This is a genomic window from Streptomyces venezuelae ATCC 10712, assembly GCF_008639165.1.
GTDB classification, from domain to species: Bacteria; Actinomycetota; Actinomycetes; order Streptomycetales; family Streptomycetaceae; genus Streptomyces; species Streptomyces venezuelae.
Genome location: NZ_CP029197.1, coordinates 2,323,455 through 2,348,414, shown reverse-complemented (window position 1 = coordinate 2,348,414; position 24,960 = coordinate 2,323,455). Strand labels below are relative to the sequence as shown.

31 protein-coding genes and 1 tRNA gene are annotated in these 24,960 nt (G+C 69.8%); 8 read left to right on the top strand and 24 right to left on the bottom strand.

Going from position 1 to position 24,960, the window contains the following annotated elements:
* Window positions 1–10 precede the first annotated feature (10 nt).
* Entirely contained in the window at window positions 11–2,455 is a 2,445-nt protein-coding gene (locus DEJ43_RS10775; RefSeq protein ID WP_015033380.1) for a phosphoribosyltransferase, read from the top strand.
* A gap of 113 nt (window positions 2,456–2,568) precedes the next feature.
* A complete protein-coding gene (locus tag DEJ43_RS10770; RefSeq protein ID WP_041662344.1) occupies window positions 2,569–3,363 on the top strand; it encodes an HAD family hydrolase in 795 nt (264 codons plus the stop codon).
* A gap of 13 nt (window positions 3,364–3,376) precedes the next feature.
* Here the strand turns inward: DEJ43_RS10770 and DEJ43_RS10765 are convergent, their stop codons facing one another.
* Window positions 3,377–3,592, bottom strand: coding sequence for an FmdB family zinc ribbon protein (locus tag DEJ43_RS10765; RefSeq protein ID WP_015033378.1), 216 nt, complete (start codon window positions 3,590–3,592; stop codon window positions 3,377–3,379).
* Window positions 3,593–3,652: 60 nt separating this feature from the next.
* Window positions 3,653–4,972 carry a coiled-coil domain-containing protein gene (locus DEJ43_RS10760; RefSeq protein WP_051025862.1) on the bottom strand — a complete coding sequence of 440 codons (1,320 nt, stop codon included), beginning with the start codon at window positions 4,970–4,972 and terminating at the stop codon, window positions 3,653–3,655.
* Between the two features lie 237 nt (window positions 4,973–5,209).
* On the opposite strand from DEJ43_RS10760, the gene DEJ43_RS10755 reads away from it, so the two are divergent.
* From DEJ43_RS10755 to DEJ43_RS10740, 4 genes are all read left to right on the top strand, one after another.
* Window positions 5,210–5,281: transfer RNA gene (locus DEJ43_RS10755), tRNA-Val, on the top strand.
* A 518-nt stretch (window positions 5,282–5,799) separates the two neighbouring features.
* Window positions 5,800–6,030 carry a helix-turn-helix domain-containing protein gene (locus DEJ43_RS10750; protein ID WP_233447940.1) on the top strand — a complete coding sequence of 77 codons (231 nt, stop codon included), beginning with the start codon at window positions 5,800–5,802 and terminating at the stop codon, window positions 6,028–6,030.
* 183 nt (window positions 6,031–6,213) lie between these two features.
* Window positions 6,214–6,393, top strand: coding sequence for a hypothetical protein (locus DEJ43_RS10745; protein ID WP_015033375.1), 180 nt, complete (start codon window positions 6,214–6,216; stop codon window positions 6,391–6,393).
* Between the two features lie 10 nt (window positions 6,394–6,403).
* On the top strand, window positions 6,404–6,670 hold the full coding sequence (locus tag DEJ43_RS10740) for a hypothetical protein (protein WP_015033374.1): 267 nt from the start codon (window positions 6,404–6,406) through the stop codon (window positions 6,668–6,670).
* An 11-nt stretch (window positions 6,671–6,681) separates the two neighbouring features.
* Here the strand turns inward: DEJ43_RS10740 and DEJ43_RS10735 are convergent, their stop codons facing one another.
* Window positions 6,682–7,098, bottom strand: coding sequence for a DUF6221 family protein (locus tag DEJ43_RS10735; protein ID WP_041662341.1), 417 nt, complete (start codon window positions 7,096–7,098; stop codon window positions 6,682–6,684).
* A 145-nt stretch (window positions 7,099–7,243) separates the two neighbouring features.
* On the opposite strand from DEJ43_RS10735, the gene DEJ43_RS10730 reads away from it, so the two are divergent.
* Together DEJ43_RS10730 and DEJ43_RS10725 are read left to right on the top strand one after the other, a co-directional pair.
* Entirely contained in the window at window positions 7,244–7,588 is a 345-nt protein-coding gene (locus DEJ43_RS10730) for a DUF6233 domain-containing protein (protein ID WP_015033372.1), read from the top strand.
* A gap of 24 nt (window positions 7,589–7,612) precedes the next feature.
* Complete coding sequence (locus DEJ43_RS10725; RefSeq protein WP_015033371.1) at window positions 7,613–7,822, top strand: hypothetical protein; 210 nt, start codon at window positions 7,613–7,615, stop codon at window positions 7,820–7,822.
* Between the two features lie 101 nt (window positions 7,823–7,923).
* On the opposite strand, the gene DEJ43_RS10720 is transcribed toward DEJ43_RS10725, so the two are convergent.
* The 21 genes from DEJ43_RS10720 to DEJ43_RS10620 all read right to left on the bottom strand — a co-directional run bounded on the left by DEJ43_RS10720 (window position 7,924) and on the right by DEJ43_RS10620 (window position 24,934).
* A complete protein-coding gene (locus DEJ43_RS10720; RefSeq protein WP_145953700.1) occupies window positions 7,924–8,121 on the bottom strand; it encodes a hypothetical protein in 198 nt (65 codons plus the stop codon).
* A gap of 36 nt (window positions 8,122–8,157) precedes the next feature.
* Entirely contained in the window at window positions 8,158–8,622 is a 465-nt protein-coding gene (locus tag DEJ43_RS10715; protein ID WP_015033369.1) for a hypothetical protein, read from the bottom strand.
* 117 nt (window positions 8,623–8,739) lie between these two features.
* Window positions 8,740–8,889, bottom strand: a complete 150-nt coding sequence (locus tag DEJ43_RS37420) for a hypothetical protein (RefSeq protein ID WP_158506257.1) — start codon at window positions 8,887–8,889, stop codon at window positions 8,740–8,742.
* An 11-nt stretch (window positions 8,890–8,900) separates the two neighbouring features.
* Entirely contained in the window at window positions 8,901–9,119 is a 219-nt protein-coding gene (locus DEJ43_RS37415; protein WP_148281994.1) for a hypothetical protein, read from the bottom strand.
* A 148-nt stretch (window positions 9,120–9,267) separates the two neighbouring features.
* Window positions 9,268–9,690 carry a hypothetical protein gene (locus tag DEJ43_RS10705; protein WP_015033367.1) on the bottom strand — a complete coding sequence of 141 codons (423 nt, stop codon included), beginning with the start codon at window positions 9,688–9,690 and terminating at the stop codon, window positions 9,268–9,270.
* Window positions 9,691–10,044 carry a hypothetical protein gene (locus DEJ43_RS10700; RefSeq protein ID WP_015033366.1) on the bottom strand — a complete coding sequence of 118 codons (354 nt, stop codon included), beginning with the start codon at window positions 10,042–10,044 and terminating at the stop codon, window positions 9,691–9,693.
* Window positions 10,045–10,062: 18 nt separating this feature from the next.
* Window positions 10,063–10,986 carry an N-acetylmuramoyl-L-alanine amidase gene (locus tag DEJ43_RS10695; protein WP_015033365.1) on the bottom strand — a complete coding sequence of 308 codons (924 nt, stop codon included), beginning with the start codon at window positions 10,984–10,986 and terminating at the stop codon, window positions 10,063–10,065.
* 69 nt (window positions 10,987–11,055) lie between these two features.
* Window positions 11,056–11,307 (bottom strand): hypothetical protein, encoded by a 252-nt coding sequence (locus DEJ43_RS10690; protein WP_015033364.1) that lies wholly within the window; start codon window positions 11,305–11,307, stop codon window positions 11,056–11,058.
* 13 nt (window positions 11,308–11,320) lie between these two features.
* Window positions 11,321–11,914, bottom strand: a complete 594-nt coding sequence (locus DEJ43_RS10685; RefSeq protein ID WP_015033363.1) for a hypothetical protein — start codon at window positions 11,912–11,914, stop codon at window positions 11,321–11,323.
* Window positions 11,915–11,926: 12 nt separating this feature from the next.
* Complete coding sequence (locus DEJ43_RS10680) at window positions 11,927–12,610, bottom strand: hypothetical protein (protein ID WP_015033362.1); 684 nt, start codon at window positions 12,608–12,610, stop codon at window positions 11,927–11,929.
* The gene (locus DEJ43_RS10675) at window positions 12,607–13,644 is read right to left on the bottom strand and encodes a DUF5047 domain-containing protein (protein WP_233447939.1); all 1,038 of its coding nucleotides are present in this window, start codon (window positions 13,642–13,644) and stop codon (window positions 12,607–12,609) included. The genes DEJ43_RS10680 and DEJ43_RS10675 overlap by 4 nt, the downstream gene beginning before the upstream one ends.
* Window positions 13,645–13,699: 55 nt before the next feature.
* Window positions 13,700–15,931, bottom strand: a complete 2,232-nt coding sequence (locus DEJ43_RS10670; RefSeq protein WP_015033360.1) for a hypothetical protein — start codon at window positions 15,929–15,931, stop codon at window positions 13,700–13,702.
* 3 nt (window positions 15,932–15,934) lie between these two features.
* Complete coding sequence (locus tag DEJ43_RS10665) at window positions 15,935–20,278, bottom strand: hypothetical protein (RefSeq protein WP_015033359.1); 4,344 nt, start codon at window positions 20,276–20,278, stop codon at window positions 15,935–15,937.
* 22 nt (window positions 20,279–20,300) lie between these two features.
* On the bottom strand, window positions 20,301–20,654 hold the full coding sequence (locus DEJ43_RS10660; protein WP_015033358.1) for a hypothetical protein: 354 nt from the start codon (window positions 20,652–20,654) through the stop codon (window positions 20,301–20,303).
* A 65-nt stretch (window positions 20,655–20,719) separates the two neighbouring features.
* Complete coding sequence (locus DEJ43_RS10655; RefSeq protein WP_015033357.1) at window positions 20,720–21,046, bottom strand: hypothetical protein; 327 nt, start codon at window positions 21,044–21,046, stop codon at window positions 20,720–20,722.
* An 87-nt stretch (window positions 21,047–21,133) separates the two neighbouring features.
* A complete protein-coding gene (locus DEJ43_RS10650) occupies window positions 21,134–21,718 on the bottom strand; it encodes a phage tail tube protein (protein ID WP_015033356.1) in 585 nt (194 codons plus the stop codon).
* A 69-nt stretch (window positions 21,719–21,787) separates the two neighbouring features.
* On the bottom strand, window positions 21,788–22,189 hold the full coding sequence (locus DEJ43_RS10645; RefSeq protein WP_015033355.1) for a hypothetical protein: 402 nt from the start codon (window positions 22,187–22,189) through the stop codon (window positions 21,788–21,790).
* 352 nt (window positions 22,190–22,541) lie between these two features.
* Complete coding sequence (locus DEJ43_RS10635; RefSeq protein ID WP_233447938.1) at window positions 22,542–22,778, bottom strand: hypothetical protein; 237 nt, start codon at window positions 22,776–22,778, stop codon at window positions 22,542–22,544.
* A gap of 125 nt (window positions 22,779–22,903) precedes the next feature.
* Complete coding sequence (locus DEJ43_RS10630) at window positions 22,904–23,320, bottom strand: hypothetical protein (protein ID WP_015033352.1); 417 nt, start codon at window positions 23,318–23,320, stop codon at window positions 22,904–22,906.
* A 10-nt stretch (window positions 23,321–23,330) separates the two neighbouring features.
* Window positions 23,331–23,936: an HNH endonuclease signature motif containing protein gene (locus DEJ43_RS10625; RefSeq protein WP_015033351.1), complete on the bottom strand. Its 606-nt coding sequence runs from the start codon at window positions 23,934–23,936 to the stop codon at window positions 23,331–23,333.
* An 8-nt stretch (window positions 23,937–23,944) separates the two neighbouring features.
* Window positions 23,945–24,934 carry a glycosyltransferase family 4 protein gene (locus DEJ43_RS10620; protein WP_106433702.1) on the bottom strand — a complete coding sequence of 330 codons (990 nt, stop codon included), beginning with the start codon at window positions 24,932–24,934 and terminating at the stop codon, window positions 23,945–23,947.
* Between the last annotated feature and the right edge of the window lie 26 nt (window positions 24,935–24,960).

Sequence of the window (24,960 nt, the reverse complement as noted above, 5' to 3'; positions counted from 1 at the left end):
CGTCGACGACGTGGTGTGGACCGGAACGTGGGTCGCGGAGCGACTGGGCGTCGAACTGATCGGCGACGAGGCGCTACCGGCCCTGTTGGGCCTCGCACTGCGCCGCAACCCCAAACGCGCGCACCTGCTGGTCTCCAGCGTGCTCGGCAAGCACGTGCCCCAGCGGCCGTCCGTGGTGTACGGCTCCGGCCTCGACCTCGGCCGGCGCGTCCGGGCCCTCCTCGGCGACGAGGAGACCGCCCGCGCGGTCGTCCTCGGGTACGCCGAGACCGCCACCGCCCTGGGCCACGCCGTCGCCGACGGCCTCGGCCTCGCCCCCTACCTCCACTCCACCCGGCGGCCGGTGGCCGGCGTCGCCCGCGCCGGCGGCTTCGAGGAGTCCCACTCCCACGCCACCTCGCACCTGCTCCTCCCCGAGGACCCCAAACTCCTCGCCGGCCACGGCCCGCTGGTCCTCGTCGACGACGAGTTCTCCACCGGCAACACCGTCCTCAACACCGTCCGCGCCCTGCACGAGCGCTACCCGCGCGACCACTACGTCGTCGTCGCCCTCGTCGACATGCGCTCGGCCGCCGACCTCGGCCGCCTGGACGCCTTCGCGGACGAGATAGGCGCCCGCGTCGACCTGATATCCGGCGCCGCCGGGACCGTACGGCTCCCGGACGGCGTACTGGAGAAGGGGCAGGCACTGGTCGCCGCGCACGACACGGCCTACCGGCCCGCCCCCGCGACCGGCCCCACCCCCGTACGCATCGCACTCGACTGGCCCGACGGGCTGCCCGACGGCGGCCGGCACGGCTTCACCCCCGAGCACCGGGAAATCCTCGAAGCCGCCCTGCCCGCCCTCGCCGACCGCGTCGCACGAGAGCTCGACGGCGCCACCCGCCCCCTCGTCCTCGGCTTCGAGGAACTGATGTACGCGCCCCTGCGACTCGGCACCGCCCTGGAGGACGCCGGGCTCGACGTCCGGTACTCCACCACCACCCGCTCGCCCGTCCTCGCCGTCGACGACCCCGGCTACGCGATCCGCACCCGGCTCGCCTTCCCCGCCCACGACGACCCCGCCGACGGCCCCGGCGAGCGCTACGCCTACAACGTGGCCGGCGCCGGCTTCGACGCCGTCGTCCTCGTCGTCGACTCCACCGCCGACACCCCGGCCCTGCACGCCCCGGACGGCCTGCTCGCCCAGCTCGCCGCGCACATCCCGCACGTCGTCCTGGCCGTCGTCCCCTCGTACACCCCGGCCTACGCGACCACGCCCACCGAAGCTCCCGAAAGGAGCTCCATGCTGCCCGAGCCCCTCCGCGGCCCCGCCTTCTCCTCGTACGCCCCCCAGGAGGTCGGCTGGCTGCTCCAGGACCTCTCGGACGTCGAGCTGGAGGCGCCCACCGAGGAACGCGAGGAAGCCATCCAGAGCGGCGGCGCCCACTACGCCGAATCGCTCCCCGTCGAATACCAGCCCAGCGCGCGCTACCAGGAGCTGTTCCACGCGGCCCTCGAGACCTCCGCCGCCCGGATCGCCCGCGCCGTCGGCACCGTCACCGAGACCGTCCTCGCCGAGCGCGAGCGGCCCGGCCACCGCCCCGTCCTCGTCTCCCTCGCCCGCGCCGGCACCCCCGTCGGCGTCCTCATGCGCCGCTGGGCGCAGGCCCGCCACGGCCTCGACCTGCCCCACTACGCCGTCTCCATCGTGCGCGGCCGCGGCATCGACGCCAACGCGCTGCGCTGGCTCGCCGCCCACCACGACCCCGCCGACGTCGTGTTCGTCGACGGCTGGACAGGCAAGGGCGCCATCACCCGCGAACTCGCCGAAGCCGTCAAGGAGTTCGAGGCCACCGAGGGCGTCAAGGGCTTCGACCCGGAGATCGCCGTCCTCGCCGACCCCGGCTCCTGCGTCCGCACCTACGGCACCCGCGAGGACTTCCTCATCCCCTCCGCGTGCCTCAACTCCACGGTCTCCGGCCTGATCTCCCGCACCGTCCTCCGCGCCGACCTCGTCGGCCCGAACGACTTCCACGGCGGCAAGTTCTACCGCGAGCTGGCCGGCGCCGACGTGTCGAACACCTTCCTCGACGCCGTGGCCGCCCGCTTCGACGAGGTCGCGGCGGCCGTCGACACCGACGTCAAGAACCTCCTGGCCGCCGACCGCACCCCCACCTGGGAGGGCTGGGCCGCCGTCGAGCGGATCAGCGAGGAGTACGGCATCCACGACGTCAACCTCGTCAAGCCGGGTGTCGGCGAGACCACCCGCGTCCTGCTCCGCCGCGTCCCCTGGAAGATCCTCGCCAAGCGGGGCGCCGACGCCGACCTCGCCCACGTCCGGCTGCTCGCCGAGCAGCGCGGCGTACCGGTCGAGGAGGTCGACGAACTCCCTTACAGCTGCGTGGGACTGATACACCCTCAGTACACGAGGGGCGCGACGGGCGCCGACGGCAAGGCGGTGGTGTCCCAGTGACCACGACGACAACCCCCGCCCCGGTGCCGCCGCCCGACCCGTCTGCCGTCCCGGCGCCGGAGCCGACCCCCGTACGGTCTCCCGTCCCGTCCGCTGCCCCTGTCGCGGCTCCGGTGCTGGTCGCGAGCGACCTCGACCGCACCCTCATCTACTCGTCCGCGGCCCTCGCCCTCGGCATGCCAGACACCCACGCCCCCCGGCTGCTCTGCGTCGAGATCCACGAGTCCAAGCCGCTCTCCTACATGACCGAGCACGCCGCCGGACTCCTCGCGCGGCTCACCGACGAAGCCGTCTTCGTCCCCACCACCACCCGCACGCGCAAGCAGTACCAGCGCATCCAACTCCCCGGCCGCGCACCCACGTACGCGATCTGCGCCAACGGCGGCCACATCCTCGTCGACGGCGTCTCCGATCCCGACTGGCACGCCTCGGTGATGCGCCGCATCGACGACGAATGCGCGCCGCTCTCCGAGGTCCGCGCCTACCTCACCGCCACCACCGACCTGTCCTGGGTGCGCAAGCACCGCGTCGCCGAGGACCTGTTCGCCTACCTCGTCGTCGAGCGGGAACGGCTCCCCGAGGAGTGGACCGAGCGCTTCGGTGCCTGGGCGGGCGAGCGCGGCTGGACGGTCTCCCTCCAGGGCCGCAAGGTGTACGCGGTCCCCAAGCCGCTCACCAAGAGCGCCGCCGTCCGCGAGGTCGCCCGCCGCACCGGCGCCACGCTCACCCTGGCCGCGGGCGACTCCCTGCTCGACGCCGACCTGCTGCTCGCCGCGGACCGGGCCTGGCGCCCGGGCCACGGCGAACTGGCCGACAACGACTGGACCGCCCCCCACCTCGACGTCCTCGCGGAACGCGGAGTGGCGGCGGGCGAAGAGATCCTGCGCCGCTTCAGAGCAGCGGTGTGACGCGGCCTACGGCCTAGCCGCAGCATCCACCGCCGCAGCACCCGCCCCCGCCCCCGCCCGGCGCGGGGGCGGAGCTGCCGGCGGAGCCGCCGACGGCCACGGCCGAGAGCAGCTTCACGGTGTCGTCGTGCCCGGCGGGGCAGGAGGCCGGGTCGGAGGACTCGGCCATCGGACGGCTGAGCTCGAACGTGTCGCCGCAGGTGCGGCAGCGGAATTCATAACGAGGCATGGACACAGGCTAGAGCCTGCGAAGAACTACGGGCAGGGCCCCGCGGCGCCCCGCGGCCGCTCACTGCGCGCCGCCGCCCCGATCCTCCCGGATCTGCCCGACGACGTGCGCGGCCGTGGCCCGTACGCCCTCCAGCTCGGTCAGGAAGTGCCAGTAGTCCGGGTGCCGCCCCTCCAGGCCGTCCACCGCCCGGTCGAGCCGCGCGACCGCCTCGTCGAGGGGCCGGGCGTGCCGGGGGTCGGGGGTGCTGCGCCCGGCCATGGCGAGCCGCTGGGCGTCCCGTACGGCGAACCGGGCACGGTCGATCTCCGCCTTCGGGTCCTTGGCGACGGCGTCGAGCCGCCGGAGCCGGTCCCCGGCGGCCGACACGGCCTCGTCGGTGGAGTCGAGCAGCGCGCGGACGGTCGACAGGAGCGAGGTCGCGTCGGGCCAGCGCTGCTCGGCCCGCGCCTTCCCGGCCTCGGCGAGCCGCTCCTCGGCCTGCCGGAGCGTGGCGGCGGCCTGCTCGGGCACGTGCTGGAGGTCCTGCCAGCAGGGCGCGGTGAAACGCCGCCGCAGCTCGGACAGGACCGGCTCGACACCCCCGGTGCGGGTGGTGAGCGCCTCGGTGCGGGTACGGAGCGAGACGAGGCGCCGGTCGATCTCGGCGGCCCGTTCGGGCAGCCGCTCGGCCTCGGCCCGTACGGCCTCGGCGTCCCGCAGTACCCGGTCGGCCCGCTGGAGGGTCTCGGGGACGCCGTGCCGTCCGGCGCCTTCGTTGAGCCGGGTGAGCTCGGGCCCGAGCGCGGCGAGCCGGGCGGCCAGGTCGTCGGCGCGCAGCCCGCCGTCCCGTACGGAGTCGAGGGCGCCGCTCGCGCCGCGCAGGGCCTGCCGGGCCCGCTCGACGGCCGGGGCGAGCCGGGCGAGCTGGGTCTCGGCCCGCCCGAGGAGCGGCGCGAGCCCCTCCTCGTACCGGTCGAGCTCGCCCTTCACCCGGTCCAGCTCCTCCTTGGCGCGGGCCAGTTCGGACCGGGCGCGGTTGGCGGTGGCGGCGTCGAGCTCGTCGCGGTCGAGGTCGTGGGCGTCCACCGCCGCGATGTAGGTGTGGCTGACCTCGTCGATCCGCCGCCCGAGGGCCTCGAAACCCTCGACGGCCCGGCGGGCCTCGGGGGAGCTGTCGACGGCCGTGATGGTCTCGACGGAGATGCGCAGCCCGCGCTGGGCGGTGTCCAGCTCGTAGAAGGCCGCGGCGGCGGCGTCCTTGGCGGCCTGCGCCTCGGCCCGCTGCCCCTCGCCGCGCCCGCCGAACCAACGACGGGTCCCGCCGCCGGCGAACGCGTGCGGCACCAGGGCCCCGACCAGCAGAGGCAGAACGAACGCGAGCCGCACCCCGGAAGGCACCCGCCCCCCACCACCGGCCCGCCCGCCCCGCCCGAAGCCGGACCCGGCCGCCCCCCTAGCCTCGCTCGCCGCCACGTACCTCTCCCGTGCTGTGTCCGCCGTGCCCGGTCCGGTTCATTCTCCCACCCGGTAAGGACGAACACACGACCCGATCAGTTCACCCCACCCCCCCCCGCCACCCCAGATACCGGATTGCGGCACCCACCCGTGCGCCATGTAGGCTGTTGCCTCTTCCACGGGTGCGTAGCTCAGGGGTAGAGCGCTGCTCTTACAAAGCAGATGTCGGCGGTTCGAAACCGTCCGCGCCCACCGTGTTGACCTCGCGAAAGGTCGAAGAAGACCCAGGTCAGAGCGTTCTTTGGCCTGGGTCTTCTGCTTTGTGCGGCACTTTGAGTACACCTTCACTACCCTTCTAGGCACTCTCAGTACAGCGGTTCGCCCCCTAAAAATCCCCCAAGAGGATCGGGTGAACCTGCAGGTGGGAGCACGAAAGCGGCGACCCCCCTTCTGCCGTCGAAGGGGGGTCGCCGTGTGTGCCGAGCCCGCCAACATGGGGGCCACCCTGAGAGCCGACTCGGCACGTCTATGAGAACGACTCCTCACCCTGTCTAACGGATGCAGCCCCGGGGAGTTGTTCACCCTTTCGAGTGAACAAGCGTTCGAATCATGGAAACTACACGTAGCCCTGCGGCTGGCGCTAGGTGCCGCAGGGCTGTCGGTCTTGCGTTACTTCCGGCCATACCCTTCCAGCCTCGCTTGAATCATGATCATAAAAAGCCGCAAAGTAGCTGCTGACAAATGATCTTGATCGGTCGACCGTTTGTCTGGTGCCCGCCGATCAGCCCGAATGGATCACCAGCGCCCAGCAGGCGCTAGGGCGGCGGATCCGTGATGCCCGGCTCTATGCAGACCTCACGCAAGAAGAGCTCGCGCACCGGGCCGAGATCGATCGGTCCACGATCCAGCGCATCGAGGGCGGCCAGAACGATGCCAAATTCAGCCACCTCCTTCGCGTAGCTCGCGCGCTTAACGTCCCCACGCGCGATCTCCTCCCCTAGCTGTGCAGCCACGGCCCATCGACCGCGACACCCCTTACGGCAGAGCATGACGACTCCTGCCCTCCGGCAACAGTGGCTCAGGGCATCTATTTGGAATCAGACATTCCCCTGGCGTGTGTCCGTGGCGGAACGCACGCCCGATTCCTGCCAGCTTTGTCAGACCCGGGCCCTAGCCTTGGCTGCATGCCCGACCGCCCCAGAGAGACCCCGAGCCTCGAAGCCCTGAACGACGCCATCCGCTGCCTCTACGCGCGCGCCGGCGAACAGCGTCGCCCGCTGACGGCGGACGAGCAGCGGATCTACCAGGTGCTCGTGGCCGCGTGGACCGAGGCGGTACAGGACGACCAGGAACTCGCCGCTTAGGATCCGTGCCGTGCCGATCAAACTCTCTGACGAACTCATCCAGATCCAGCAGGCTGCTGTCGATGCCCAGCGGGAAGCCCAGGCCGGGCCGTACAGCGCCGAGGCGTGGACGCCCTGGCTCGAGGCCGCGACGGTCATCCAGGCCGCGATCACGGAGCACGCGAAGGCCACGGGCCAGTCGCGCTTCGACGTCGAAGCCGAGGTGAAGCTCGCCGTGCTCAACCCGGAGGGGTACGCGGAGAAGAAGCGCAAGGAAGCCGAGAAGGCGAAGAAGTAGGGCGCCGACAGCTACGGCCGCCACATGTCCTGATAGTCCGGGTGGTCGGCATAGGCCAGGGAGAGGCACTCGATCGCGGTCCGCAGGGAGCTGACGGACCCGACCATTCGGTCGTAGCTCACCATGCCGGGCCCAATGTCCTGGAACTCGGTTGCGGCTTCCTCGTAGGCGGTCACGATCCGCCGTTTGGCGTCGACGTCGGCCAGCACCCGCGCGGGATCGTGACGGGCGGCGTGCGCCTCTACGGCGTCCTGCAAGGCATCCGGTACGCCCTGCTCGGCCAGACGGCGACGCGTCTTGAGGCCGGGAAGCAGCAACACATCGGCGGCCGAGTCCCAGGAAGGCGCACCGCCCAGCTGCTGCGCCTGGAGAGCCAGTTCCTCGTCTTCGTCGAGGCGGGCGCGGAGGAACGCGATCAGGTCTTCCATGGAGTCTCCAGAGGGTGTCCCGCCCCGGTGCATCACGCCGGGGCGGGTCCGAGTGCCGCATCAGCCAGTAGACGCGGATGGATGGCCTCACTGTACGAGCAGCCGCTGACAGCCGGGGGCGATCCACAGGACTAGAATCGAACATGTGCCCGATGAGCCGACGTCGCCCGAGCTGGAGAAGCTGCGGTTCCTGTATCGCGTGCAGTGCTCCCAGCTCGCCCAGACCGAGCGCTGGATCGAAGCCGAGCTCGCGAAGGTACGGGAGCGTGCCTCCCGCCGGCCGCTGCCCGAAGGTCCCGCCTTCGTCCTCTCTTACCTGCGCGTCGGCGGCAAAGCGTCTGCGGACTCCGTGCACCTCGGCGACTGCCGCATGGCCAGCCACCACACGAAACCCCTCAGCCAGGAACAGGCCCGGCAGGCCATCACCAGCGGCGGCCTCCGCGCCTGTGAGATCTGCCGGCCCGACTCCGAGCTCGGGGTGCTCGAGTAGCTGACCCCGGTGCACCCTGGAGGCATGGGTGCTCCGATAGTCGTCCACCGTCCCAGCCCGACGGGCGGCCGCCGTGTCACCGCCGGCGGCGAGATCCTCGGCCTGGCCCATGACGACCACGATCTCGTCGAGTTCCTGCGCCGGGCCGGGCTGCCCGACGGCGAGCGGATCCTAGACGACCCAAGCTGGGTCGAGTGGCGGGGCGGGCGGGCGCACCAGTACCAGGCGGCGTGAAAGTCGCAGGCTGTTTCATTCGCAAGCCGAGGTGGCGGCAGTCTTCGGGTCAGGAACGGCGAAGAGCCCCCTCCCGTGGGAGGGGGCAAGGTGCTTCGGCCTCAGCGTCCGAGGTGCAAGGAAGCGGCCGGCTGCCAGGCCGCGCCGTCGGTTCGCTGTACGAGGTACACGTCGGGCCACTGCCTTCGGCTGTCATTCAGGATGGTCTCGGCGCGTCGCTGGGTGATCTGCCCCAGGGGCTCGATGTCTTCGAGGGACTTGGAGGCGAGGCCGTACTCGGTGGCGGTGATCTGACTCATCATGCCCTTCCTTGGAGTGTTGTTCCTGTCGACGGGTCAGGTGCGCGGCTTCAGTTTGATCAGGCGGACGGGCTGGCCGTCGAGGAAGAATCCGTCGATCTCGGCGTCGCTGGTGTCTTCGTCGTGCTCGCCGGTCTGCAGCAGGTCCAGGGTGATGTGGAAGGCGCGCAGCGCGTCCCGGATCCGCGTCGGCAGGGAGGGGTAGTCGGGGGTCTCCTCCGGATCTGCTGCAGGGATCAGCCGCGCTTCGCGCGGCGTGTCGATACCGCTCACCAACACGTCGGCGGCGAAAGCGAGCCCAGCCTCATCCAGGGCCTTTCGGGCCTTGTCCGCCAGAGCGACGGCAGACAGGTACTGGGTCACCTGGTCCCGGCTGAAGGCCGGTGCGACCGTGCGGGCGATCTCCTTGGCCGGTGTGCCGGCGCGGAACTCGCGTGCGATCGCGTCGACCAGCGCGCGCTTCTCGCCGAGGAAGTTGTCGAGTTCGGTCCTGATGTCCATGGATCCAACCTAGCACGCGGACTGAATTCAGGCCAGACGTAATTCAGTCCTTTTGCGTCCCGCCAGCGCATGCAGCACAGCAGAAGGCCCCCGCCGCGTAACGCGGCGGGGGCTCTGTCATTTCTCAGGGATCGGCTCGGGTGCCGGCTCGTCCGGCGGGGGTTCGGGCTGCGGCTCGAGTACGCCCAGGTCGACGAGGGCAGCCACGTCGCCGCCGGTCTCGTCGACCCTCAGGTAGACACGCCGCTCAGACAGCGGTTCGCTCATAGCAATCCAGTTCACACGTCGTGGTGGATGAACTCGCGGGCCCGCTCCGGCACGGGCGGTGCGGCCGGCGGCTCAAGGCCCGCAGCCCGCACCCATGTCGTCAGCCCGCGGACCCGCTCGATGAGATAGCTGATCGCGACACCGGCGCCCTCCAGGCGCTGGTCCTGCCGGTCGGAGCTCTGCTCCAGCTCGGCGATCCGCTTCTCCTGCCGGACGATCGCGGTCTCCATTCGGTCCGTGACGACAGTGAAGTCGTCGCGCCTTCGGTCGCCTCTCGTTCGGCGGGCCGCCCATCCGCCCCAGAAGGTCGCCACAGCTGAGGCGGCCCCCACCACGCCCCCGGACACTGCGGTCCACATCTCGGCGTTGCTCATGGGCTCACTCCAGATTCTTGGGGCGTGGAGGCTCGCGCCATCCCGCCACCACGATCACCGGCACTGCGGCTACCGCCCAGATCAGCGCCGTCACCCACCCCCTTGCGTTGTCTCCGAGAGGCCACCACGACACGAGGTACGCGAGCATCCAGGGAACGACGATGGCCAGCAAGGCGGGGAAGGCAAGCCAGTCCCGCCCTTCCGGCAGCGCAGACGACGCCACAGCGAGCAGGCCGGACACGATCCAGCAGCAAGCCCAGGCGTCGAGAGGCATCAGGTTGAGCAGCAGCCGGATGCCGCGGGTGTCCGGCAGAGGCTCGACGAGCTGCCCGAATCCGTACAGCGCCCACAGCGTCCCGAAGGAGGCGAGGAACGCGCCGCGGCGGCCGAGGATCCGGGACAGACGCCGGGCTACGCGGCGCGGCACCTACACCCCAGACAGCGGTCGGCTGCTGGCCGAGACCGGGCTGACCTGGCCGCGGGTGACGAGACCAAGCACCGCCAGCACCACCGCGTTCAGGGCGCCGACGGTCTCCGGGGCCACGTTGAAGTTGTAGGCCGCGAGCAGGGCGACGCCGGCGGCGACGAGACCGGTGAACGCCGACGGGGCGACCGGTCGGGTCACGGCCGCGGTCGCGGCTGCCAGGACGGCGGAGATGACGGCGACGATGGCGCCTGCCTGCTCGCCTGACAGGCCAACGTTGAAGGTGACGAGGAGGGAGAGGCCGGCCGAGACGGCGGCGACGACGAGCGCGGGCTCGCGTCCGAGAATGCTTCTCATGGGTGGGATCCGTTCTGGTCAGGAGTTGGTGGGGCCGGTGACGTCGACGGACACCTTCACGACGGCGTCCTTGATGGCCTTCTCGACCGCGGCCACGACGGTGGCGGTGTCGACGTCGTCACCGAGCTGGCCGGCAAGTGCCTTGATCGCGGCGGTCTGGGCGGCGACCTGGGCGGTGAGGTTGTTGAGCAGGCCCCATGCGTCGGTCTTGCCGGCGCCCTTGTACTGCCAGCCCATGTAGGGCACGAGGACCTTGTATACCTCGGCGAGCTGCTTCGCCTGCGTGGCGTCCATGTCGGGGACCTCCTGGGGTGGTGTGCCGCCCTTGGCGACAGCGAGGATGCGGGCGAACGGCAGGGCGCCGGGGTCGCCGTGGTCGTTCTCGGGGACGTGTTGGTGGCCGCACCAGCCCTTGAAGCTGGTCCACTCGGCGAAGCTCATCCGGACGCGGCTGTTGCCGTAGCTGGCCGGGTACGCCATCCACTCGGCCCGGCCCGTTAGCGGGATGCCGTGCTGCTGGTTGAGCCACCGCATCAGGGCGGCTACGTCACGCACGGCCCAATCGGGCGGCTCCGGCCAGTAGATGTGGGCGATGCCCTGCCGCGTCCACTTCGAGTGGGTGGCTGGGTCGCAGGTGCCGACGAGCTCCCACTGGAACACGTTTGCCGTGTTGGTCTGCACGCCGCCGGGCTTGTTGACGAGGGCGCGTGCGGACTCGTCGACGTCGAAGTGCTGGTGGTGGACGAGCCGCTTGTTCTTGAAGTCAGGCACCGAGGTGACCGTGGGCGCCGACGCGCCGTCCTGGTAGTCGTAGAGGGTCGGGCCCTCGGTGGTGTGAATGACGCCGCAGTTGACCTCCATGTCGGACCCGCTGTACCGGCCCGTGCCGAAGAAGAGGTCGAAGACGGCGCCGGGAATGCGCTGCGGCCCGGTCATGGCCATGTGGGCTCCAGGGATGACGAAAGCCCCGGCCTGAACGGCGCGGGGCGGACGAGGTGCGGACTGTTCGAGCTACTGGGGCGGCGGGCCCGTGACGGGGAGCTCGCTGCTCACGGACTCGTGGCGGATGATGCTCGTGATGTCGGTCCCGAGGCGTGTGGACAGGGCCCGCGCGAAGGCGCCGACCTCTTCGACGACGGCCTCGGCGTCGATGTCGCCGCGGGTCGGGACGCCGATGACGACGGGCACGCCGCCGGTGAGTTCCGACCAGAGGTTGATCTTGTAGACGATGCCGTCCGGGTCGAGTCCGGGGAATCGGATCACGTGAGGTCTCCTGTCAGGTGAGGGAGTATCGGACGTTGTCGAGGGATGCCCACGAGGCGGCCGTGCCGGTCGATGTCGGAATGACCAGCTGGACGTCGCCGTCGGGGGTTACCTCGATGCGGCAGTAGACGTCGGCGGCGAGCTCTGTCGCGCAAGTGAAGTAGCGGTAGGCCGGGGGGTGTACAGCCGCCGGCAGGTTGATGATGGTGAGCGCGACACCCTTGGTGAACGGGGTGCCGTCGCTCTTCTCGAAGTTGCCGCGCATCTCGGCCGCGCCGTTGACGACTCGGTAGGCCGGGCTGCCGAATCGGGCCACGAACCCGGAGGCGAACTCAATCGGGATCCACGGGCCAGGCGACAGCGCCTGCCAGGTGCCGTCTGCCATCCGGCCCTCGTACCGGTCCTCGGTTGCCAGGTAGGTGACCATGCCGGCGACCGGGGCAGCCGCTCCTGTGAGCGCCGCTGTCCGGGCCGACGCGGAGGTGAACCGCATGACGGTCCGCGGTGCGACGGCGTCGGCAATGCCCGCCGCGAGGGCCTGGGCGTTCGGGGCATCCGTGAGGGCCGCGATGCTGATGGACTGCCCATACGGGTCCGTTGTGGACATGGAGAGCTCCCGTCAGGCGATCTTGTAGGTGAAGCCGAAGCTGGCGTAGTCGCCGTTGGCCCAGGTGAAGGGTGTCGTGGCGCGCCATTCGGTGGCCGCGCTGCCAGTAGCCGTGGTGGGGCTGATCCCGACCACGTAGTTGGTGCCGCTGCTGATGCGGCAGATGCCCGAGTAGTAGGCGAGCCCTGCGTCGCTGCACATCGCCGACCCGGCCCAGAACATGTTGGCGCTCGGCAGGCTCGCGGCTGTGACGGGTAGGCCCCAGCGCAGGCCTCCCGACCCGAACGTCGTGGTGCTGCCAGCAACGAAGGAGATCCGGCCCCGGCATTCGTCGCCGTCGAGGGTGTACTCGGCGTCCAGGAGTCCGTTGCCGAGCGCGGCGCCGCCACCCGACGCGGCGTAGGTCGGCGTGTAGGGGATCCATGCAGAGCCTGACCCGGAGGCGAACCGGCCCCAGCACGCCCAGCCGCCGGCCTGCGAGACGGTGATGACCACGACGTCACCTGCCTTGGCGCCCACGTAGGGCTCCATACGGCGGGCGATGATCCCATCGGTGGTCGTGACGGTGCCGTCCGAGCCGACCGTGGCGACGACGGCGTGGCGCCAGTCCGCACCCCGGATGCCGGAGTCTGCTGCCGCGGCCCTCTTGCTCTCCGCCGTCAACGCCTCGACGAGGCTGACCCCGAGCGATGTCATGCGCCCTCCTTCGCGGAGACGGTCTGCACCGTGAAGGAGCCGCCAGCGGTGAGCGGCACCGTGAACGATGCGACCTGGTGCAGCTCCCGTGTTCCGTCCGGATAGACCACGCGGAGGACGTCGCCGGGGGCCAGGGCGGGGTTCGGCAGGGTGGAGAAGTCGGCCCTCGCGTTCGGCGCCTTCGCACCCCGCAGCAGCACGGTGGCCGCCTGGGTGCAGGCGCCGGTGGTCGTCAGGGTCGTTGAGCTGTGAAACGTGGGCCGCCTGCCGAACGGCCCGCCCCAGTAGGTGCTCGAGGTGGGGTCGGAATCGGTGACGAGCGCGGACACCGGGGCCGCGCCGGTCTCAGTGGACTCGCCGCGGGCGTGGACGGCGTTGAAGACGCCCTCGGCGGAAGTGCCGCGGACCGCCGAGATGTACACGCCGCCCTCCCCGCCGGCGACGGTCCACACAGGCGTGACGGTGGTGATGTCGGGCAGCTCCCGGATCACGAACTGGCCGTCCGCGTCGCAGTACACCTGGGCGCCCAGGACAGCCGCGATCTCCTGGGCGGCAACCCACGGGTCGTCGCCGACGTCCCACGTGCGAGCCCCGATCGCGGCGTCGGCGACCATGCTGACGACTGCAGCATCAGGGAGGCTCCGCAGGACGAGAGCAGTGATCGCCGCCACCGCAGTACCAGCTGCCCGATACGGGGTCGTGAACTTGTCGTCAGAGACGACGCATTCCAGGCTCTTGCCCCCGAGGGACACCGGTCCGACGTCGACGTCGCCCTCGACCTCGTCGATGCGGAACACGCCGAGCGGCACCAGCTCGGACGAGCCGTCGGAGTAGCGCACGCCGCGGCTGATCCGCAGCCGGGCCCCGTTGGCCAGGATCTCGTCCAGCGGGCTGCGCGGGATCAGCCCCAGATCGGTGGCGCCGACCGAGCAGGTGCGGCGGCACACCGACCGCTGGTCGACCGTGACTGATCCGCCCTCGTGTTCCAGCAGCTCGGCACTGCCATCAGTACGCAGGAGGACGACCTCCGTCACCGGCACATGGTCGCCGGCGAGGGTGGCCAGGAAGCGATCAGAGACCGGATACACGTCACCCCCCGATCGGACGGTTGAGGAAGACGTCCTCCCACGTGGCGTACCGGTTCAGAACGTCCTCCCACGTGGCGTTCTCGGTGAGGACGTCCTGCCAGGTACGGCCCGCCGACCCGGCGACGCCGACCGTGGTCGGCATGTCGGCCTCCCGCAGCGGCAGCTGCCACTCTCGCCACGGCTCCGGCGCGTAGGACGTGACCCGCGCCTCGTCGACCTGGCCCACGTTGACGTACATGTCGGAGACGCCCATCCCCGGCATGGCCTGCCACAGGAGGACGTTGCCGGAGTCGAGGAGCCAGTGCAGGGCTCCACGTTCCTCGTCGGTGCGCGTCCAGAGGGCAAGGCCGCCCTCGAGTCCGCCCCGGACGTCGGACAGGACGACGCTGTTACGCCGGCCCCTGACGCGGTACTCCGCTTGGGCGATCGGGCGCTGCCAGTTGGGGCCCTGCTTCACCAGGACTCGCAGATTTCGCTGCGGGTTACCGGGGTCCTTCAGCCAGCACTCGTTACGGTCGGCGAGACTGATCGTCACCGTGTCGCTTGTGCGATGGCTTGCCAACGTTGCTCCCGGAGCAAGCATCTCCGCGTAGTAGTAGACCGGTATGCCCAGTGGCGCCTCGTAGTCCTCGATCACCATGGAGCTGGAGGTCACCGTCGTACCGCTGATGAGCCCTGCGGTGCCGCGCACGTGCGTTCTGCGGCCGTCCGGAGTGACGCGCCACAGGCTGACGGCGTCGCCGAGGTTCAGCTCTCGGAGCGTGATCCTGACCGATCCGGTGGCATCGTCCGGTTCGACCTCGAATGCCGGCAAGACGGGCCAGATCGCTGCAACATCGACCCGCAGAACGGAGGATGGCGCCGTCGCTACGAGGGTCCATTCGAATGCGACCTGCGTGGCCCCTACGGGCCGGACGAAGTCGTTGGAGAGTTTCCACCAGCCCGGTGTCGGCGCAGCACCCGCAAGGCCCGTAGTCAGGCCGAGGCTGGCATTGGCTGCGTCGTACCAGCGCAGTCCGCGTGTCAGGGTCCACCCGCCAGCGGTGACTGTCGCCGTGAGAGAGGACCGGAAGTTCACCTCTCCGTCAGGGAGGGGGTACCGACCGGACCGGATCACGGATGTGGTCGCGGTCGACGACGTGATCGTCATCGCGTAGAAGGCGTCGATCGAAGGCGCCCACGGAGAGGTGCGGCCCAGAGTGGCCACGCCAGAAACGACCGTCCAGGTCCCCACTCCCGCCTCGAAGCTTGTGTCGGAGTAAGGGACAACGGAGTCCGTCACCAGGACGGGAGCGACGGTAATGGCCGAGGTGTCGGTGCGCAGCACCTGCCCCGCGGTGGCGCCCGTCAGCCCGAAGGCGACCGACGCATAGACGGCCGTGGGCGGCGCCACGTCGGAGACAGACTGCATGTAGTAGTTCGTGCCCGGCGCAGCCAGATTCGCCCGAGTGGCCTGGATCTGGGAGTGCGCCGCGTCGTAGAACCGGAGCTCGATCCAGGCGGTGGACCCGCTGGTCGGCGGATTCAGGTGCGAGGAAGCCAGATACTCCTGGCCGGGCGTGACCAGCGCCTGCTCAGTACACCTGAACGACGCGTCGCCGTTGGCGGTAACGGTCATCGTCGCGACTGCCCCGCCGCCGACATAGTTGATCGTCGGCCAGGAAACGGGCGGCATGGTCCGGGCGATCGAGCAGTTCGTCGCCGCGACATAAGGCCAGTTGGTCGCCAGCTCGTGGCCTTCTGCGCCGTGCGTCAGCAGGTTGCCGCCGGTCCGGATCGGGAGGCCGAAGTACACGTTCTCCAGATACGAGGACACGGCGCCGGCGGCGGGCGTCGAGGAGAACAGCACCTGCGCCATGGTGGCGTCGGTCGGAGCCGTGGCGGTGACCGCGATCCGGTGCCACGACGCCGACGCCGAGGACGTCGTCATCGACCAGCTGACGCTGATCTCCACGTTCGAGGCGGTCATCCACCGGATGCCGATGCGCTCCGGAACGGTGCCGCCCGCCGCGTCCGCGAACACCTCGTAGTCGTTGCCCGCGACCACCGCATACGAAGAGACCGTGCGGCACTGCATCTCCCCAGCCGCCACCGACTTCATGGTCAGGCAGCCGTCACCAACCCGGCCGCCGGTGCCCATGAGCAGCGTGCAGTTCGTCTTCGGAGTCCAGCCGGTGATGGCCGGATCCATCGACGATGTCGACTCGCTGAGGAAGTTGCCGGGGATCGCCATGCTCTACCCCTTCCTGCCTGCGCGTGCTGCGGCGATCGCGGGCATCAGCGTGTTCGAGACCTGCAGGTTCGCCCGGTCGTCGACGTAGGCGGTGAACTCGTGGCCGTCGACGACGAGAGCAAGGGCGTCGCCCGGCTGCAGCCCGCCCGGCCCCTGGCTTGCCGCCCTGGTGAGGGCGTTGGCCTGCGCCATGGTGAAGACGGGCTCGGGCCGGCCGGTGCCGTTGTAGGCGAGGTTCAGGCCCGGCTGCAGGTAGCCGCCGCTGTCGAATGTGCCCTGGTAGGCGTAGTGGTGGGTGAACAGCTTGTCGTTCCAGGCCCTGGCCCCCTTCCCGATGACGACCCCGTCGCCTCCGCGGGACTCGACGTTGACGCCGTTGATCGTTCCTGCGGTGTGGCCGACGCCGGCGTTCGTGATGCCGATGCGGTAGGGGCTGCGGCCGTTCAGGACCCATCCGGGCGGGGCTGTCTTGCCGGAGAAGGCGCCTGTGGCCCATCGGCGGTGAGGGGTCTGGCCGCGGATCACGGACTCGATGGCGGAGACGAGGCCTGAGCAGTCCCAGCTGGGGTTGCCGTTGCCGCCCCACTGGTAGGGCAGGCCTGCCTGGGTCCGAGCCCAGGACAGGCCGCGAGTAAACCCGCCGCCGCCGATACCGGCCGCCTCGAGCCGCTCGTCGGCCTCCCCGGAGAATCCCACGATCGTCTTCACGATCTTGCGGGGGATGCCGGTGACCATGTCGCGGTACAGCGACGCCGATCCGGAGATCCGCTTGATCAGCGGTTCCACCACACTGTTCAGGCCTGCGGTTGCGGACGCCTTGACGCCGTCCTTCAGCCATGACGCGCCCGTCTGGGCGAGGTCGACCACCTTGGACGTGGCGTCGCCTACCCAGTCGAAGATGCCGCCGCGGGCGAACCCCTGGTACTGGTCCAGCGGCTTCCCGGCCATCGCCGCACGGTTGACGGCGTGGAGTCGGGCCCGTTCGTAGGGGTCCCGCATGGCCTCCGAGACGTAGACGCCTTCGCCGCGGCGCATCGGTACGAGCTGGTCGTCGCCCTGCCGGAATGAGGACTGTCCGGGGAGGATGCCGCCACGTGCCCAGCCCTTGGTTTCCATCTTCTCGATCGCGGGGGCGCCGAACGCCTTCGCGATCAAGTTCCAGGTCGGCACGATGCCCGCGTTGTAGATTTTGTCGATGATGAAGCGGACGGGCTTCTTCGCTATGTCAGCGATCTTCGACCAGGCCTGGTCGATGAAGCCGCGGGCGGAGTCGAAGCTCTTCCCGACGGATTCGATGCCCGTCTTGATGTTGGCGAAGGCGGGCTTGAGGGCTCTCTGCCAGAGCCAGTTGGCCTTGTCGCCGATCCAGCCGAGCACGGGCTGCAGGGCGTTGCCCCACACCCACTTCGCCACCTCGCCGAGCTGCTTGAAGCCCCTCTTGAAGTGCTCGAAGACAGGCTTAGCCACGTTCTCCCACAGCCACCTCAGCGCCGCGGCAATCGCCTGGAAGACAGGCTTCAGGATCGTCTGCCACAGCCATGTGGCGTCCTTCGCGATGCCCTTGAAGGCGGGCGCCAAGACGTTGTTCCACAGCCACTCGGCAACCGCGGCCAGAGCCTTGAAGGCGAGCACCAAGGGCGCGATGAGGATCGTCAGGACGACGGTGGCGAGGATCGCGGCCGCGTCGGCGATGAACGTGAAGACGGGCTTGAGGATCGTCTGCCACAGCCACACCGCAGCTGCCGCGACCACCTTGAACGCGACCACCAGAGCCGCGAACACCGGCTTGAGGACGTTCTCCCACGCCCACTTCGCAGCGACCTGGATGCCTGCCCACACTGCCTGAACGGTGTCCCGGAACCAACCGAAGTGCTTGTAGGCGTAGACGACCGCGGCGACGAGGGCCACGATCCCGATGATGATCAACGTGATGGGGTTGGCCGCCAACACGAGATTGAACGCGATCATCGCGAGCGTCCACAGCTTCGTCACCACCCACGCCGCGTACATCAGCTGGATCAGCCACGGGAGCGTCTCGGCGATGCTTGCCAGCGCCGAAGCCACCGCACCCAGCGCGGTGAGGACCGGCCCGGACAGCGGCGCAGCAGCCTTCGCGATCTGGTAGAGAGCCGAGCCGATGTCGCCCAGGACCCCAGCAAGGATCGGCCCCTGCTTGGAGGCGTAGGCGAGGAAGCGCTCAAACTTCTCCGAGCCCTTCAGGCCAGTGCCCCAGGTCGCGAACCTGCCTGTGATGTCCTGCATCCGCTGGCTGATGGAGTCCATGTGCGGCAGAAATGCCTGGACGATGCCGGCCGCGCCCTTGAAGATCCGGCCGAAGCCGACTCCGAACCCGATGAGAGCCGGGTACACCGAGCCGGCCAGGTCCTTCTTGAACTGCAGCCACCAAGGCGACTTGAAGCCTCGAGAGACCCGGTCCTGCAGGTCTCCGATGGCCCGCGCCGCGGCCATGACGAACGGCGTGAGCCCCGGCAGGCTGTTCTTCAGGCCCTCAAGGGCACGGGTGAAGATGGGCATGACCTGCGGCTGCAGCGCTGTCGACCATGCCTTGAACATCGTCCGCAGGGACTGGAAGGCGTCGAACGTTGCCCGCGCCGACGGAGACAGCTTGTCGAGGGCCGCCTGGTATTTCGCCTGCGCCAGGGCAGCCTGATCTATGCCTCCGGCCGCCGAGAGCGACGCGGAGGCGATCTGGCGCTGGGCGGAAGCCACTGCCTCAGCAGCGGACTGCTGCGCCTGGGCCACATTCGCCGTTGCTTCGCCGACCCGCTCCTGGGCTTGAGCGATCTGCCGGGCAGTCTCGACCTGCGTCCGAGCGGCCTCGATCTGCGCGTCCCGTACCGCGCGCGACTTGTCGGCCACTTCCTGCTGAGCGTCAGCGAGTCGCTCCTGCGCTGAGCGAACCGTGTCCGACCCCTCGATGCCCGCCCGGTTCGCCTCCGTGGTCTCCTGCTTGAGCCGCTTGGTCTCGGTGGACTGCTCCTTGAGGCGCTGCACAGCCTGGTCGTAGGCGAGCTGGGCACGGTCCTTGTCGATCTGCGACGCGCTGGCGTCCCGCATGGTGGCGTTGAGCTCGGCCTGAGCCTCCTTCACGCCAAGCACAGCGTCCCTCTGGGACAGCTCGGCTCCTGCCAGGCGGGAGTTCAAATCCTCGAGCTCCTGCGCCGCCTCCCGACGGGCATCCGTGAGGTCTTCCTGCGCGCGCTTGGCGTCCTTCTGGGAGCGGGCCAGGGACCGCTCGGCGTCCTCGATTGCGCGAGCCGCCTGAGCGTTCCGTTCTGCGGCCTGCACGACCGCATCCGCAGCCGCGACGCGAGCCTGCCGGACCTGCTGCTGTGCCTGCGCCACCTGGCGTGCGCCGTTTCGCTCAGCCGCCGCCAGTGCCTGCTGCGCGCCGGCCATCTGCAGCACCTGAGCCGCGCCTTGACTGGCCGCCTGGGCGCCCTTGAGCGACGAGGCAGTCGCAGCGTCTTGGGCGGCCTTCTGAGCCTGCAGGGCGCCTGCTATGCCGACGAAGGCCGGGATTGCGACGGCAGCTAGCGCGCCCACGCCGACGCCCGCCGCGATGGCAGCCGAGCCGATCGCCCCGATACCTGCAGCGAGAACGGGGATCGCGGGAAGCGCCGCGAGACCGCCGATCGCCACAGCGAGGTGGAGGACCGCTGACGTCGCGCCGGCCGTGTCGACGTCGATGCGTGCCCGCTTCCCGTCGACGGCGTCGATGGCCGCATGGACGGCGCCGAGCTCGGCCAGAGCCCTTGCCGTATCCGCCCGGACCTGTACGTTCGGGTGGCTGGCGCCGAGACGGGTCAGCTCCGCCTCGATGAGGCGGATTTCGGCGCGAGCGTCAGTGGCCTCGATGTCGATGCCGATGCGCTGGTTGGCCAGCGTCTCCATACGGAAGCGCAGGGCCTGAAGGTCGGAGTCCGCCTCAGACGTATCGGCGTCGATCGTGAGCCGGGGAAGCGCCCTGAAGGCGGCCTCCAGGCGGGTCCTGAGAGCCCTGGAGAACGCCCCGGCTGTCTCGTCGCCCTGGCGGGTGGCGGCAGGCCGCGCGGTGCGTCCCGCCTGGTTGACGCCGTCGCGGACCGAATCCCGCAGCGACGCGGTGAGGCGGGTAGCGATCTGCTGCCCGATCTCCTCCCCGATCCGCAGGCCGACGTCACCGACCTGCCGCTGCATGGCCGGCCCGAAGCTTCGCCCCGCCGCTGCACCGGCATCCTCGCCAGCTCGGGTGGCTGCCGGCACAAGACCTGCCCGCAGTTGGGCGTAGATGCCGCGAGTGTTCGGGACGACATCAACCTCGACGGAGCCGACCTGGATCGCCATCGGGAGGCCTCCCCTCAGCGCGTCAGGCCGCGCCTCCGTTGATGAGCGAGAACAACCGGTCCGCGTTGGACTGCGTGAGCCGCGCCGTCTTGGCCTTCTTCGGGGCGGCCCCGGGGCGTCGCAGGGGCTCCGGACGAGCCGGCCATGCCGCCTTCTTCTCCGTGTTCACGCAGATCAGGACGTGCTCGATTCGCCGCAGCGCGTCGTAGCAGGACGCGAGCAGCTGCTGGTCCTGCGACCAGCGGCCCTTCTCTGGCTGCCCCTCGTCCGCCTGTGCCTCAAGCTCTTCCGGCGTGAGGGCGTTGCGTAGCGCGGTCATCGTCGACGACTCCGGAGGCAAGTGCTGGATCAGCACCCGCAGCCGGCGGGAGGTCATCTCGCCCCGCCACCAGGCGTCGATCTGGTCGGAGTCGCGGGGGTAGTAGCGGGCCAGGTCGGCCTCTACTTCCTCCGCGTGCGCCTCGACGATGCCGACGGTCCACTGGACTTTCCCATCGTCTCGCCCGACGCCTCGCCAGCCGCGTTGGCGAACTCGCCGACCTCGTCGTTGGTGGGATCGAGGTCCAGGTACATCTCGTAGGAATCGGGGCTCAGCACGTCCTCCATGAAGCCGTCGATGTCGCCGGCCCGCAGCTTGCGCATGGTGGACTGGCGCCAGGCTCCGCCCGGGACGACCTCGACGTCCTTGCCGGCGAGTTGAGTGGTGATGAAGTGCCCCTCGGCTTCGGCTTCCTGAGCCGTGGCAGGCGTGGTGCTCTGTGCGGTCATGGCGCGGACCTCCTAGGTTGATGGCGCGGGCGAAGTGCAGGTGGACGGGCCGGGCCCGCGCCGACGGTTGACGGCCCGTCCACCCGATCAGGAACCCGTGTAGGCGGGGGTCGCCGGGACGCGGTCGGCGTGGTAGACCGTGTTCCCGGACTCGTCCGGGTAGGACGTGATCGTCCACTGGAAGCCGGCGACCTCGTCCTGCTTGTGAGTGACGTCCGACCTCTCGGTGATCTCGCCCTGCGGGATGTAGAAGCCGCGCTGCAGCTCACCGTCCAGGACGACGAACCAGAAGGCTCGGCGGTCCGGCACCGGCGACGCGGTCTCGGCGAACGTCGTCAGGCCCGACGCCGGCTCCAGCTCCTCGACCGGGATGCGGTACTGCAGGGACTGCACCGTGGTCCGTCCTGTCTCCCAGGCGGTCACAGCGAACGTCCTGATGGAGCTGGTGATCGTCGTCCGGATCGGCGACGTGTACCCCCACGGCGTGAACGACTGGGAGTCCTCCTCGAAGCCCTGGACGAGGCCATCGTCGGACAGGGCGCCGAGCGGGAGCCAGGGGGCGAGCGGCTGGACCTGCGGGTCGCCGGGCGATGCGGTGCCGAGCGGCGCGACCCAGCCGCCTCCGTTGGCGCCGACCTCGAGCAGGTCCGCGGCGCGGGTGATGTTGACCATGACGTCTCCAGACGTGAGGAAGCCCGCGCACGGGCGGGAGCTGATGGGTCCGGCGCGGGCCCAGGCCGGTCAGGAGACCGGGTGACTGTAGATTTCGTAGGTGGCGCCCACTCGGCGCAGAGCCGTGTTCTCGTAGGGGCGGACTGCCGGCGGAGGTGACGAGGTGACCCGGCCGAAGACGGCAGCGGCGGTGACGCTGCCGGGCAGGTCCGTAAGCAGCCAGCCCCGGACCTGGGCGGCCAGAGCGATGGCCGCGGCCCGAGTCGAGTGGTAGACGTCGACGTCAACCAAGGCTCTGTCGAGCCGGATGCCGTCGTCACCGCCAGCAGGCAGCCGCTGGACCTGGATCGTGGGGAGTTCGCCAAGGAGACGGTTGTCGACCTCGTCGCGGACGACGACATCCGGCCCGGTTCGGGCCTGGAGCCACTGGATGAGCTCAAGCTCGATGTCGACGCTCCCGACCGCCGCCATCAGCGGCCGCCTGCCTGAGCGGCGCGCAGAAGGACGTGGTGGGCGCGGACACGTTCCGTGCCGTACTCGACGTGCGCCCCGTGGGGAGCCGTGTTGCCCACGACCGCGACAGCTCGATCCCGTCGCCGGCCACCGCGGCGTACCGGCTGCACGAAAAAGCTGTCCTTGTACAGGCCGCGGTGCGGATCCTCTGGGCCGCCGACAGGCGCGATAGCCTCCGCGACTCCCTTGATGACCTCAGCGCGGCGGACCATCTCAGCGAGCACCAGGTCGCTGCGCAGGAGCTGCCCCACTCCCCGCCTGGACATCCTGAAACGAGCTGCGGCCACGGCAGCCTCCTTGTCTCGGTTGGCTATCCGGTGACGCGGTCTGCCGCGAACTGCACAGGCCCCGCGGTGCCGGTGAACACCGAGCGTCCCCAGTCGCCCGGCTCGCCCGTGATCTCGCACGTCTCGCCGCGGATCCTGACCTGGTCGGTGGTCAGCCAGTTCGTGCCGGGCGGGGCGTACACCGTCCAGCCGACGATCACCGTGTCCCGGGCCTGCTGTTCGTCGCCGCCGACCTGAGGAGCCGCCTGGCGGGGAGTCACCACACACCCCAGGACCAGGGTCTCGACGAGAGGGCCTGGGATCGGCTGGCCTCGAGGATCACGGCCTGGCGAGGGCCCGCGCCGTAGACGTACCACGGTCTCGCCGAACGGGTACGGGCCGGGCATCAGCGGTACCCCCAGCCTGGTTCGTAAGGCTCACCCGGAACTCGCCCGTCGATCACCGGCCACGTAGGCGACGCTGTCGCCTCGTCGGGAGTCGGGTCGACCGTGAAGGCCCCGCCCCTACCGGCCAAAGCCTTCAGAGCCGCCTTGTCCGCCTTCGTGAGGTACAAGCCGCCAGACCCGGCCGGGCGCTGCACAGACTGCGGCCCGATCGTCTCGTAGGTGACCTGCTGCGGGTTGATGTAGGCACGGCCGGCGACCGAGAGGACTACTGCCGTGGCCTGATCGGGAAGCGGCTTCACCACCGACTCGGCCAGTGCGACAGCCTGCTTGATCAGCAGGTCAGCCCGCTCGCCGTCGATCTCCGCCAGGCCCAGATAGAGGCCCAGCTCCTCAGCCGTCGGGGGTACGAAAGTCACCGCCGCCTCCTTACTGGGCTTCTACTGAGACGGCACGGGCTCTCGCCCGTGCTGCGACCTTGTTCTGTCGCTTGCACGTCCGGCACTGACGGCCGCGGCCGTCAGGCTCCAGGTATGTGTTCTCGGTGTCGTATGGGTGCCCTTTGGGGCAGTGCGTCTTGTCTCGGTTGTAGACCTCGGCTGGCCTGCCCAGCTTCTTCTCCCTGTACCTCTTGAAGGAGGCACGGCGGCAGGCCTTGCACTGCCTACTCCCCGCCTTGTTGAACGAGGTGTTCTCCGGCGTCATCTCGTGCCCGTGCTTGCACCTTCCAGTGCGGTAGCTGAGGCCGGGCGGGCTGTCGCTGCGCAACACGTTCTCTCGCGGAGTTACCGGTTCGAGGTGCTCCGGATTGACGCACTGACGAATCCGACACAGATGATCGATCTGCATGCCAGCGGGTATGGGGCCCACCCAGTACTCGTAGGCCCATCTGTGAGCGGGAACCTTGCGGATCCCGTCCCAAAAGTTTCCGTACCCATTAGAGAGCACCCCGGCCCACACCCAGTGGCCATTGGGGGACTTGCCGACCTGCTCTTCGAACCGTTCGAGAGGATCACGTCTGACGTTGGATGCCATGCTCCATTCTATCGCCTAGCCAGACTCTCTACGGCGTCAACCCAGGCGGATAGATCGGCAGTTGGGTCGAGCTCCGCCGAGCGGGCCTTAGCCCGTTTAGACACCAGCCGGTACTCCGCAGGATCCGACAGGAGCTTCCGGATCACCGACTCGTACCCCTCGGCATCGTGAAGATCGACGAACACGCCAGCCTCGCCCAGGGACTCACACAATCCAGGCGTCGGGTGGGCCACCACGGGCAAACCGCTCGCGAGCGCCTCCACGCCTGCCCTACCCCACGACTCATACGAGGACGGCATCAGCAGCACCTTCGTGCGGCTGTACACCTTCTCCCGCATGTCGTGGCCGCACATGTGGCTGATCACTTCGACGTTCGGCAGGTCGGGAACGATCTGCTCGCCGTAGGCGCCGGTCACCGCGAGAAACTCGACGTCCGGCATCCGGCGTGCGAGCTCCCCGAAGAGCCGACCGCCCTTCTCCTCGTTCAGGTTGATGAGCGTCACCTTGGAGCCTGGCTTCGTCCGGTACTCCTCGGCGAAGACCGGCGGCCTGACGATGACTTCGCTGCCCGGCCGGATTCCCTTCGGGTACTCGGCGAAGAACAGCTCGGCTTCGCGCTTCATCCAGTTCGAGTTGTAGACGGCCAGGTCACAGCCGCCCGCCATCTCCCGGAAGCTCTGCCGGTGGGTGTTGTGACAGACCACCGCCAGAGGCTTCCCGTACCCGCGGGCCAGCGCACCGGCTGCGGGCACGTTCTCCAGGTGAGAGACCACGACGTCGGCCTTGCGGATTGCGGATCCGGCGTCGAGGCGAGACTGGAGCGGGATGACCTGGACGCCGTCGAGCTCGTAGTCGGCCCTGTCATCCGTGTAGCGGGATAGCCACACCGACACGTCGTGGCCCCGCTCGACGAGGGCCCGGAGCTGGGAGTGGACCATCCACTCGGCACCGGCGTTGTGGCGCGGCGGGTAGCCGTGCAGCCGGGCGACGATCCGCATCGGCGCCCGGCCACCCTCCACGCCCG